11 protein-coding genes and 1 tRNA gene are annotated in these 12263 nt (G+C 42.5%); 5 read left to right on the plus strand and 7 right to left on the minus strand.

The genetic code is table 11. The features are described 5' to 3' along the window. On the plus strand, positions 1–2016 hold a 2016-nt coding region (locus CJD30_RS10875), incomplete at its 5' end, for a diguanylate cyclase (protein WP_294918995.1). A gap of 3 nt (positions 2017–2019) precedes the next feature. Here CJD30_RS10875 and CJD30_RS10880 read toward each other — a convergent pair. Continuing rightward, positions 2020–2463 (minus strand): GatB/YqeY domain-containing protein, encoded by a 444-nt coding sequence (locus CJD30_RS10880; protein ID WP_294918997.1) that lies wholly within the window; start codon positions 2461–2463, stop codon positions 2020–2022. Positions 2464–2521: 58 nt separating this feature from the next. Here CJD30_RS10880 and flgH point away from each other — a divergent pair, with 58 nt between their 5' ends. After that, on the plus strand, positions 2522–3238 hold the full coding sequence (gene flgH / locus CJD30_RS10885; protein ID WP_294918999.1) for a flagellar basal body L-ring protein FlgH: 717 nt from the start codon (positions 2522–2524) through the stop codon (positions 3236–3238). 69 nt (positions 3239–3307) lie between these two features. On the opposite strand, the gene CJD30_RS10890 is transcribed toward flgH, so the two are convergent. The 6 genes from CJD30_RS10890 to CJD30_RS10915 are packed head-to-tail and all read right to left on the minus strand — an operon-like array spanning position 3308 to position 9337. Then, positions 3308–4522 carry a peptidoglycan DD-metalloendopeptidase family protein gene (locus CJD30_RS10890; protein WP_294919000.1) on the minus strand — a complete coding sequence of 405 codons (1215 nt, stop codon included), beginning with the start codon at positions 4520–4522 and terminating at the stop codon, positions 3308–3310. Continuing rightward, positions 4523–5335 (minus strand): cell division protein FtsX, encoded by an 813-nt coding sequence (locus tag CJD30_RS10895; RefSeq protein WP_294919002.1) that lies wholly within the window; start codon positions 5333–5335, stop codon positions 4523–4525. Further along, the gene (locus CJD30_RS10900; RefSeq protein ID WP_294919004.1) at positions 5322–5993 is read right to left on the minus strand and encodes an ABC transporter ATP-binding protein; all 672 of its coding nucleotides are present in this window, start codon (positions 5991–5993) and stop codon (positions 5322–5324) included. The genes CJD30_RS10895 and CJD30_RS10900 overlap by 14 nt, the downstream gene beginning before the upstream one ends. After that, on the minus strand, positions 5986–7158 hold the full coding sequence (trmB, locus tag CJD30_RS10905; protein WP_294919006.1) for a tRNA (guanosine(46)-N7)-methyltransferase TrmB: 1173 nt from the start codon (positions 7156–7158) through the stop codon (positions 5986–5988). The genes CJD30_RS10900 and trmB overlap by 8 nt, the downstream gene beginning before the upstream one ends. A 3-nt stretch (positions 7159–7161) precedes the next feature. Next, positions 7162–8415, minus strand: a complete 1254-nt coding sequence (locus CJD30_RS10910; RefSeq protein ID WP_294919007.1) for a fibronectin type III domain-containing protein — start codon at positions 8413–8415, stop codon at positions 7162–7164. Continuing rightward, entirely contained in the window at positions 8360–9337 is a 978-nt protein-coding gene (locus CJD30_RS10915; protein ID WP_294919009.1) for an RluA family pseudouridine synthase, read from the minus strand. The genes CJD30_RS10910 and CJD30_RS10915 overlap by 56 nt, the downstream gene beginning before the upstream one ends. Before the next feature lie 80 nt (positions 9338–9417). On the opposite strand from CJD30_RS10915, the gene CJD30_RS10920 reads away from it, so the two are divergent. The 3 genes from CJD30_RS10920 (at position 9418) to CJD30_RS10930 (ending at position 12205) form a co-directional block, all read left to right on the plus strand. After that, positions 9418–10527 (plus strand): FtsW/RodA/SpoVE family cell cycle protein, encoded by a 1110-nt coding sequence (locus CJD30_RS10920; RefSeq protein ID WP_294919011.1) that lies wholly within the window; start codon positions 9418–9420, stop codon positions 10525–10527. A 34-nt stretch (positions 10528–10561) separates the two neighbouring features. Continuing rightward, positions 10562–10637, plus strand: a tRNA-Ile gene (locus CJD30_RS10925). A 215-nt stretch (positions 10638–10852) separates the two neighbouring features. Further along, a complete protein-coding gene (locus CJD30_RS10930; RefSeq protein ID WP_294919013.1) occupies positions 10853–12205 on the plus strand; it encodes a type I restriction-modification system subunit M in 1353 nt (450 codons plus the stop codon). Positions 12206–12263: the final 58 nt, after the last annotated feature.

Below are 12263 nucleotides of genomic sequence, written 5' to 3' on the forward strand. Positions count from 1 at the left end.
ATGAATAGTTATACTACATATAAGAAATTAATCGCTAAAACAGTCATTCTCTCTCTCCTTACCAGTTTGGCTGTGGCTTTTATATACGGAATCTATATCAAAAAACGGGCGATCGACGATCTCGCTCGTGTGGATGCCCGAAAAACCAGTCGATTGGCATTCGAAGCTCTTTATTCAGCGATGGAAAAAGGGTGGAGCAAACAAGAACTGGATGCCATCATCGTCCGCTTGAACGAAGTCGAACCGCAAATGAAAATCAGTGCGTATCGCAGTCCGATCGTTGCGGAGTTATTCGGTGATCACGGCAATGATAAAGCGATCCGTGAAAATGATCCTATGGTAGCGAAAGCGATGCGTGGGGAGGATGTTTTGACGGGGGATGAGGAAATCCGCTATCTTTATCCGATTGTTGTAAAACAAAAATGTCTTGCATGTCATACCAACGCAAAAGTAGGGGATATCAACGGCGTTATAGATGTCCGTTTTCCGGTAGCGAATCTCAAAATCTCTTTGACGACGATGATTAACTCATTTATTGTCTTTTTTGTCTTCTTTACGATTATTATTTTTGCTATTTTGTATTACAAACTGAACAAATTGCTCGTTCAACCGATCAAACAATTCATTGGGATGATCCAAGAGATCATCAGCAATAATGATATGGCGAAACGGATCAGTTTGAAAACAAAAATCATGGAAGTCAAAAATATTGAGAACTATTTCAATAAGATGCTTGATTCTATCCAAGATTATTATGAAAAACTTCAAGAACTCTCCGATCGTGATTATCTCACGGGACTCTATAACCGTCGTAAATTTGAAGAGTTTTTGACCTATGAAGTGAAGCGGTCGGTGAGACATCGTCACAAATTTACGATTTTGATGATCGATCTGGATAATTTCAAATACATTAACGATACCTATGGGCATGCATCGGGGGATTTGGTCCTCAAAGAGGTCACTCAAATTTTTGCTTCCAACCTTCGTAATGCCGATATCTTGGCCCGTATCGGTGGGGATGAGTTTGCCGTTATTCTCCCTGAGACATCATATGAAAACGGCCATGCAGTGGTTGAAAAACTTCGTGCGTCTCTCGAATCTACTCCGATATCATTGATGTTTGATCAGGTTTCATTGACCGCAAGTTTCGGTATTGCCGAATACCCCGAACAAGGTGAAAATATCGAAGCATTGTTGACCGGATCGGATTTAGCGATGTATAAAGCCAAACGTGCCGGTAAAAATACGATTGCACGTGCCGATCAAAGCGATCAAGAGATGGCGACTGAAATTCAGAAAAAAGGGGAGTTTTTACGTCGTGCTATTGATGAAGATCGCGTCGAGCCGTTCGTTCAACCAATCTATAGCGTAAAAACGGGAGAGATTTACGGGTATGAAGTGTTGGCACGTATTCGAGACGGTGAGCGCTATATGGCCGCAGGACAATTTATCGAGGTTGCTGAAAGCCTCGGTTTTGCATGCAAAATAGATCAGATCATTTTAACGAAAGGGCTGATGGCTCGAGAAGAGAGAAGCTTATGGAATAAACGTTTCTTCTTTAATCTCTCAACAAAAAGCCTTTTTGGAGGTGAATATATCGATGTGATCAAGTCTCATTATGAAAAAGAACCTGAATCTTTTCAATCGGGTGTGACGATAGAGATCTTAGAGCGTGAAGCGATTCATAACGTAAACGGTTTAATGGATATTATCGAAGAGATGAAAGAAATCGGGATCTCTTTTGCGCTTGATGATTTTGGATCAGGATTTTCATCGTTTGTGTATCTGAAATACTTTGATACCGACTTTGTAAAAATTGACGGAGAGTTTGTCAAAAATATTGTCGTCAATGAAAAAGATCGTATTTTTGTAAAACATATTCATCAAATTTCCAAAGAGTTCGGTAAAAAAACGATTGCGGAGTATGTTGAGGATGAAGAGACGCTACAAATTCTCAAAGAGATCGGTGTTGATTATGCACAGGGGTTCCATTACGGTCGCCCCCATCAGCTGTAAGGGTTAGCTTAAAAGCGCTTTTGCGCATTCGTTGATCCGTTTGCCATCCGCGGTCGCACCGAGTGTTTTTGACGCAGCTCCCATGACACGTCCGATATCTTTCATCGAAGCGGCACCTGTTTCGGCGATGATTGCAGCGATTGCAGCTTTTAACTCTTCGTCATTGAGTTGTTTTGGCAAATAGGTCTCGAATATTGCTGCCTCTGCAGCTTCTTGATCATACAAATCGTCTCGTCCCGCTTCACGGTATTGTGTCATGGCGTCTTGACGCTGTTTGACCTGTTTTTGGATGATTTTGATGATATCTTCATCGCTGAGTTCTTTACGCTCATCTACTTCGATTTGTTTCATGGCACTGCTGAGCAAACGGAGTGCATCACGGAGTGGAACGTTTTTCTCTTTCATTGCCGTTTTGATGTCATTATTGATTTGTTCTTTTAAACTCATTAAAAATCCCTTGGAACTATTTTTGCTTATTATAGCTAAATATAACTCGGATGGAAGAATGCGCATACCACTTTATTTATCGATACTTTCTGCATCGTTATTGTTGAATGGATGCAATGCGCGTCTGACGGAGCCTGAAATCACGTTCGCACCCCCTAAATATGTGGAAGAGATGCCATCACGCGAAGAAGAGAATACTTTTGTTGCGCGAGGGAGCTTGTTTGGTCAAGGGGATAGTCCTCTTTTTTCCGATCACAAAGCGATGCATGTCAATGATGTTGTTACCGTTGTCATCTCTGAGACGGCGAGCAGCTCAAATGTGGGCAAAAAAGCGTTATCCGAAGCCGATACGCTAGGATTGAACGGTGGGGTATTCACCGCAACCGGAGGCAATTCTGCCGTTGGATCAGCGGTTGGAAAACTAAATGGACTGGGCAATATCGGCTTTACGGGAGGATCGACGTCTTCGTTCGCCGGTTCAGGCAGTGCTACGAAAAATGCTTCATTCACGACAACCGTATCCGCTCGTATCGTGAAAGTAATGGCAAACGGCAACTATTTCATCACCGGTCGTCGAGAGATCATGGTGGACGATCAAAAACAGATTATGCAGCTTAGCGGTGTGATCCGGCCGTATGACATCGATCAAAACAATCAGATCAACTCCGCGAAAGTTTCCGACGCAAAAATACTTTATGCCAATGAAGGCGATGTGGATCGTGCAACACAGCGCGGATGGGGAAGCAAACTTGTCGAGGCTGTTTGGCCGTTTTAACTACGATGTGAGGCAATCGGAATTTGCTTCCGATTTGCTGCGTTTTTACAGAGTATTGTATTCCGAAGGTTATCGAATCATCTGCATCGGATCGATATGGGCATTTCGTTGTGTGACTTGGAACATCAACTCTCTTCCGACACGCCCGATAATCGAACCTTGTTTCAGGCGTTTTCCAACTTCTACTGTCGGAGCGATTTTATCCAGATGAGCATAAATGGTGTGTAGACCGTTGTCATGTTCGATAATGACGACATTCTCTAGCATCGCGGTCGGTTTTGCCAAAATGACTTTTCCATTCAGAACCGTTTTGACTTTGGCATCGGCTTCTGTCGGTCGCAGTGAGACGGAATCGTTGAAAATTTTGATTCCGTAGATCGGATCGGTATAAGGACCGAACCGTTTGGTTACAACATAGCCATCCAAAGGGGCAATGGTGTGTTCTCCGGAATAGGCCGCAACGCTCGATGGACTGTATTGCGCTACTGCTTGTTTCACATCTTCCGGTACCGGTTTTGATCCCGGCTTTTGCGGAACGAGCGGAGGAGGAGCTTTTTTAGGCTTTAGAGCCTGTTGCTTGATAATGTTGAGGCTAGCAAGGGTATTTTGGAGAGAACGTTGCTGATTGAGGATTTTATCGAGTGATTTTTTGTATTCGTTTTTCTCTTGTTCGAGTTGAACGATCGCTTTTTCATTTGCCTTTTTCGTCTCTAAAACTCTATTTTTTTGCTGATCAATAACCGAAATGGATTGTTTTAGAACGGTTGTCTGAGACGATAAGCCAGAAATTCGTTCCGCATTGGAAACAAAAATGGCATTGAGATCTCTGATCTCTTGTTGAATTTGTTTCAGATGGAGTTTAAGGGCTTCTTCGGTAATGATGGAACCGACCTCTTTTGCCCGATCATCGTTGATCAGTAAGGATATAGAGGTATTTCGAGCAATCGCAAAAACCAGACGTTGCTCTATCTCGTTTTGGGTTTTGATCAATAGGGTTTGCTGTGCCTCTAACCCTTTTAGCGTCATTTTATTGGTTTGGTAAACATTCTCTTTGGATTTGAGTTCTTCAACAAGGGTATTGAGTTTTTCTTGTTGACCGTCCACAATCTGACGCTGTTGCATAATTTTAGAGGCAGTTGCTTCAAGTTTTGCATTGAGAGTAGAGTAGGTTTGCTTGGTCTGGTTCAGCTGTTTGGAGGTATTTTGAATTTTTTCATCAATTTTAGCTCCCGTCAAGGATGCCGATAACACTGAGATCACAAGGAGGGAAAGGGGAATTCTCATTTATTCCTCTTCGTCATTACCGATCACAATGGTCATTGTGAGGATGATTGAGACACTAAGTGCGATTATGAGTGATCGGATGCCATCCTGAAGAAAATCAAACAGATCGATAGTAATGCCAACCGTATTGAGAAGCAAATCCATCCATCCGTTCTCTTCTATGACAAAAAAAGCGATACACACTACGATTGTAGCGATAATGGCATCGACGATAGCAAGTCTGAACAAAACAGCCGAACGGAGCCACACGGGAGCCCCAAAGAGTGCCATGATCGACATTCTCTCTGCATGTTGGAACTGCCATAAACGCATCTCTTTTAGGATGAGCAATGAGGTGACTGCTGCGATTGCGATAGAGAAAATTTGGACGACGTCTTTGAATAATAGCATCAGTTTATAGACGGTATCGTGCGTTTGAGCATACCCTTCAACACGCTGTATAGAGCTATTTTTCTGGAGTCGTTTCTGAAGTTTTGAAATCTCTTCAGGTGTTGGAAAACGGCTTAGATAAATTCGATAAAACTTTGGTAAAGTCAATTTGAGCAATTCAAGATTTTTTTTCGACATCTCTCCCTGCAAACGCTGTAAAACTTGATCGGTCGCGATAGGTTCGCTACGGTCGATGATAGAATCCATCGCTTTGAATTCATCCGGGCTCAGCGTTTTGTTGGCAACAACAATGATCGAATAATCGTTTTTGAGGCGTGTTTCATAGGCTTTGATGGTACGATCAACGGCAACATAGATCTGTACCGCAAATAAAACGGTAAAAAGGGCAACGATAAGTGAGATATGGTTTTTAAGCGATTTCATGAATATTTCCCATCTCGATGTGAAAATGTTTGTACGGTACGCTGATGGAGGAAGGGATACGGTGTGTGACGACGACAATGGTTGTTTTGAGTTGCGTATTAGCTCCCTCCAACAAATTCCAAATAACTTCGGAGGAGTACTCATCCAGATTTCCGGTCGGTTCATCTGCTAAGATCAAAATCGGATTATGCGCCAATGCACGAGCCATTGCAACGCGTTGCTGTTCACCGCCGGAGAGTTCTGGAGGGTATTTTCCTGCTTGGTGGCTCAGTTTGACATGTCCCAAAAGTTTTTGTACCTGAGGATCGCTCACCTCTTTGGTATACCCTGAGATAATGAGAGGAAGCATCACATTTTTTTCAATTGTCCACTCTTTGATCAGTTTGTAGTCTTGAAATACAATACCGACATGGCGGCGCAGAAAGTTGAGTTTGGAGGTACTGATGCGGTTCATCTTGACACCACCGACAACCAATTGCCCCCCTCTGGGTTCTATAGCACCGTACAGGGATTTGAGTAAAGTCGATTTTCCGCTTCCGCTGGCACCGGTGATAAAGACAAAACTTCCGGCATCAATCGAAAAACTGGCTTTGCTGATGATGGTTTCAAACTCTTTGTAAGAGAGGGATAGATTTTCGGCAATAATTACTTTATCCATGTAACAGCTCGTCTAGTAAGATATGGGCTTTGAGATTTGCGGATGAACGGACGGGAAGATCGGGATAATATCGAGGATGACCGTTTTCGATAATCACATAGGTACTCTCGGGACGATCAAAACTTCCCATCGCAAGACGGATTAGTCGATCGTTTTCGTTGATGTCATACAGTCGTTCAACGTGTATAAATCCCCATTCGCGTTTGTAGGTCTCTTTGGAGAGTGCATCGATCGTATCGGATACAATATTGGAAGCGGTGAATGCAAATGTCATCGTCTCATCGGGTTCAGGTGATTCGACTTCGCACGTAAAGGTGACATCGTAGATGTTTTTTTCCATCTTTTTCCAGCGGTCTTCATATTTGCTGACAATAGCGATATCTTGGTTTTTACGAACGTCAAAACGGCTTTGGCGCGGTGAACTGAACGTCTCAAGCGCAAATCGGTAGTAATTTTCACTGTCGGTTCGAAGCTCCAATGTTCCTCCCACTTTGAGTACCCGCTCCGACTCTTTTAAAAACGCTTCGGAGATAACGCGACGATGGGGTTTTTTGTCCCATGGTACCGGAAAATGGACATAGATTTTACCGACGATATTGGAGGGGACGAACTCCAAAAACAGGCGTGCATCGTAGTCTAAAATCATAATATTGTTTAGGTTTTGGATGACGATTTGTTTAAGAGCTTGCTCAATCGAGGGTTTATGGATTTCAAGTCCGATAAAGAGAATATCGGGATTGGCAGCTGCTTGATGCAGAAGATGGCGAGCCGAACCGAATCCTATTTCAATCCGTACTTCGCGCTCCGTCGGGAAATTATCCGCAAAATACGAGATGGTCTTGAGCGCGTCGTGTGTTTTAAGATGGGTGTTTTCCGGTGCATTATCGACATTTGAATCGATGATGGTTGCGTTGGAACACTCAGCGTATGCCAGCATTGCATGCTTGAGGATAAAATTGGGTGAAGGACGGGTTACTTTATCGCTTTTGAGGAGCTTTTTTGGACCGTTTTTACAGACCAAAAAGAACTCTCTCCCTTTGTACCGTGTTGCAATAAGTGAGCCTTCATCAGGGTTTTTATAATCGGCTTGAAATAAAAACTCTACTTCCCCTCGCGTTGTCGGAAAAGTGAGAGGATTGAACGATTCGAGATGTAAATGCGGCATTCTCTATTTAGCCTCATATCGAAGTTCGATAGCTTGAGTAGGGAGCGATCGAATTCCGTTTTTATCAACACTTAAAATTTCATACAGATAATCGGTATCAGGTCTGAGATCGGTATCGCGGAAACTGGTAGTGGTGATATTGTTGATATCGATACTTTCGCGCGAGATCCAGCTCGTTTTCGTTGTTTTTACAACGGTATTGGAAACCGTTCGCGGATCGGTATTTCTCCATTGCAATTCAGCCGTCTTATTAACGATTTTTCCCTCATAGGCTATCGGAGTTTGAGGTTTTGAGAGGGTTGAACCTTGGGTCGCAACGGAAGATTGAAGCCCCTCTAAGCCGTCTTTATCGACAGTAGTGATTTTGTAGAAATAGAATTTACCGTCTTCGGTGATATTGTCGGTAAATGTATTGGTTTCGAGTTTCACATGATAATCAAACGATCCGTTCGGTGTGGATGAACGGTAGATATTGTAATGACTGAGATCATTGATTGTGCTCGGTTCCCATTTGAGTGAAATCGCACGTGGCAGATCATTGGTGGAACTGATATTGCGGATTTCCGGCGGAAGCGGTTTTGTGATCACTTTGCTTGTTTCACTCGCTTCGGTTGTGAGTTTGTCAAACGTGGTTGCTTTGATTCGGTAATGGTAGACTTGGCCGTCTTTGAGCTCGCGATCGATAAATTCAGCATTCAAACGACCGCTGATCGTTGCGATGGCATTCCATTTTTGCTCCGTTGCGTCTTGGCGCTCGATGACATAACCGTTGATTTTCCCATTCGGATGCGGACGCCAAAGGAGTTTTGCACTGCGCGGCATATTGCCGATCGCTTGAAAAAAGCTCACCGGAGCAATCATCGGCTGTGTTGCAACGAGCATTGTTTCACTCGCGACCGATTCTGTCCCCTCTTTGGTGATAGCGGAGAAACGGTATTGATACTCGCTGCCTGGTTTTAGATCATTATCAACGAAATGGGTTGCAAAACGGCTTTCGATCGTTGCGACGCGTTGAAGTTTTTGATCTTCAGCTCCCGGTGTATTGCGATAGACATAGTATCCGCTCACTCGCGGGTCTTCGAGCGGTTTCCACTCAAATGCGATCGAGGTGATATCGGCGATAAACCCGTTCAATGAGGGTGTAGGAAGTGTCGAATCAATCGTAACGGTTTTTTGTGGAGCCGGCTGAGGAGCACACCCGCTAAATAGACTCAGTGCTAAAGAGACGCTCAATGCGTATCGGATCGATGAGTGCATGCAATTCCTTTGAATCAAAATGTTTATGTAAATAATCTTCCACCACTGATCCCAGCGGAGCGGTAAAATTTACCCTGCGCTGAGTCGTTGGATGGGTAAAATAGAGGTTGTATGCATGAAGCAAGATACGTTCCATTTTATCGCTTTTCCCCGAGCTTCCATAGAGATGATCCCCAATAATATGGCGGCTTATGGACTCGAGATGAACCCGTATTTGATGGGTGCGGCCGGTGAAGAGCTTGCAGGCGATCAGCTCTTCGGATTCATCATGGCTTACGAGAAGTTTGGCAAATGCCGTTTTTGCATTTTTACCATTTTCGTTGATCGCCATTTTGAGTCGATTATGGGTGCTTCGTCCGATAGGACGGTCGATAGCGGTGATATTTTCTTTCATTGCCGGGGTGATCACGGCGAGATAATAGCGTCCCATGGTTTTATCTTGGAGTTGAAGCGAGAGAGCCTCATGGGCTTCGTTGTTTTTGGCGATCACCATCGCACCGCTGGTTCCCCGGTCGAGCCGATGGACGATTCCGTGGCGTTCTTCTCCGCTCAGGGTCGAGAGACTGATCCCTTTGTGTTTGAGCCAGTCTACAAGAGTCGGTTCTTTGACACTCGGTGCGGGATGTACGGTGAGGGAACTGGGTTTGTTAATGACGAGAATATCATCATCTTCAAATAAAATGTCGACGTCAAAATCGATCTCTTGTGCAGGGGTTGATTTTTGCTCAGGAAAACGGATGCTCACGTGTTGAAGCGGTTTGAGTTTGAGCCCCGATTTTGCGGTTGATTTACCGTCGACTGTGACACAGTTTTGCTCGATCAGCTGGGTGATTTGGTTGCGTGTTTGACCGAGTTGCTGTGTTAAAAAAACATCCAGACGGACGGCTTCTTCGGTGGTAAAAATAGTTTCTTCATGTGTCAAAACAGGTTCCCTTTTGGATAATGTAAAATAAAGTTATAAGCCCGCTATGCTACAATTAGCAAAAAAAATGAAGGACCGTAGTGCTTAATATTGATCGTCGAATTTTAGCACACTTTGATTTCATCACCATTATCTTATTGATTCCGCTCATTTTTACTTCAGGTTGGCTCATTTATGAGATTCATCCGATGTTGGGGCAAAAACAGATGTTTTACAGTTTCGTGGGTGTGGGTGTATTCATCGTCCTTTTTCTCCTCCCGATACGCCGAATGTTATGGATGATTCCCATCGCGTATTGGACGAGTATCTTGCTGTTGATCGCCGTAGAGTTCGTCGGACATTCCCGTCTTGGGGCAAAACGGTGGATTGAAATCCCCTTTATCCATTTTACCCTTCAGCCCTCGGAACTGCTCAAACCCGCCTTTGTGTTGATGCTGGCCTATCTCATCAGCCGCACACCGCCTCCGCGGGACGGGTATCGTCTCAAAGAGTTTTTGAAACTTTCTGTCTATATTTTATTGCCGTTTTTTCTGATTGCCAAAGAGCCTGATTTGGGGACGGCTACGGTGTTGGTTTTGCTCGGATACGGTATTTTGTTTATCGTTGGGGTACATTGGAAAATCTGGATCGGGATGATTACCGCATTTGTGATCTCATTGCCGCTCATCTATTCTCAGATGCACGATTATCAAAAACAGCGGTTGCACGATTTCGTCGGCGAAAAACCGAGTTACCACGTCGAACAGTCGATTATCGCCGTCGGATCGGGGGGATTTTTTGGTAAAAACAAAGAGGATGCTACACAGACGCAAATGAAATTTCTCCCTATCGCCTCGAGTGACTTTATCTTCGCTTACGTGGTCGAGCGGTTTGGATTTTTCGGTGCGTTGATGCTGATTATGCTTTATGCGGCATTGATTACCCATCTGCTCCTAATCGCCTTTTGGACGGAGGATTATTATATCAAGGTTGTCGCGGGGGGATTATCGCTGCTCTTTTTCATCTATATGTCGGTCAATATCGCGATGACGATTGGATTTGCCCCCGTTGTGGGGGTTCCTCTGCCGATGTTCAGTTATGGGGGGAGTAGTTTTATCAATTTTGTTATTATCTTGGCGATTTTGGAAAACCTGCTGGCATATCGTTTCCGCTATTTGTACGGGGATACGGGTAAAAAAAGCTTTCTCTAATGATAGAGCGTTTATAATTGCGCTCTTTCAAAACGGGTCAATAGTTCAGTGGTTAGAGCCCCCCGCTCATAACGGGGTTGTCGCAGGTTCAAATCCTGCTTGACCCACCACCTTCATCATCTAACACATTTATAAAAACTCATATTGAAATATCTTTTAAAACACGCAATGTAGCCACACATGTTTTTTTTGATCGACCAATTAGAATGAGTCAAATATTGAGAAATAAGTAATCTACATTTTCTTTAGCACATAGTCTATTATAATCGGATACTTAATATAAACGGCTATAATACCCATAAAATTAATTCAATATTGGTGCATTATGAGCGAAGAACAAAAGAGAATATTGCAAGATAAACTTTGGGGTATTGCAAATATTCTTAGAGGTAAAATGACAGCTGATGATTATAAAGACTATATATTAGGCTTTATATTTTATAAATACCTTTCAGAAAAAATTGAACTTTTTATCAATACAGAGCTTTTAAGTGAAGATGACTTTGAATTTGCCGACATTAATGAATCGATGGAAGACTATGAAGAGTTACTAAAAGATTTACAAAAAGATACAGTTGAAGAACTTGGATATTTTTTAAAACCAAATGAGCTTTTTTCATATATAGCTAAAAAAGGAAATAATGAATCAGAAGGTGAATCAAACTTTATCTTGGATGATTTGGAAACTATCTTAAAAAATATAGAATCATCTACAATGGGTACAGAGTCACAAGATGATTATGAAAACCTTTTTGAAGATTTAGATCTTACCTCTTCAAAGCTTGGTAAAAGTGAAAAAGCAAAAAATGAACTCATCGCCAAAGTTCTGGCAAAACTTGATGAGATAGACTTCAAACTTCACGATACAAATGCAGATATTTTGGGTGATGCTTATGAGTTCCTTATAGGTGAATTTGCAAGTGGAGCAGGTAAAAAAGCAGGAGAATTTTATACCCCTCAAGAAGTATCAACTCTTTTAGCTCAAATAGTGACAAGCAAAAGAAAACCAGCGACTATCTATGATCCAACTTGTGGTTCTGGTTCACTTCTTCTTAGGGTTGCAAAAGCACTTCCAAAAGATGAACATCCAAAATTTTACGGTCAAGAGCTTACACGAACTACCTATAACCTTGCTCGTATGAATATGATACTTCACGGTGTACATTATCGTGATTTTGATATAAAAAATGAAGATACCTTAGAGCATCCAGAACACCGTGGCATGGAATTTGATGCTATCGTTGCTAATCCTCCATTTTCTGCTCATTGGTCAGCTAGAGAGCTATTTTTGAGTGATGATAGATTTTCTCACTATGGAAAACTAGCCCCTAAAACAAAAGCAGATTTTGCATTTGTACAACATATGATTTCTCACTTAGCAGAGAATGGAACTATGGCGGTTGTGCTTCCTCATGGGGTTCTCTTTCGTGGAGCATCAGAGGGGCATATACGAAAATATATGATAGAAGACAGAAACTACATCGATGCGGTGATAGGACTACCTGCAAATATATTTTTTGGTACACCTATACCTACATGCATTTTGGTACTAAAAAAATGTAGAGAAAATCCAAATGATATACTTTTTATCGATGCAAGTGGCAAAGACAACTTTGATAAAGTTAAAACTCAAAATAAAATAAGACCAGAAGATATCAAAAATATAATAGATACATAGAAAGAGAGAGAACAAAAATAGAAAAAAAAGTATGAGAGAGCCAAACATGATAAAAAAA

The organism is Sulfuricurvum sp. PD_MW2 (assembly GCF_002633015.1).
Taxonomy (GTDB): Bacteria; Campylobacterota; Campylobacteria; order Campylobacterales; family Sulfurimonadaceae; genus Sulfuricurvum.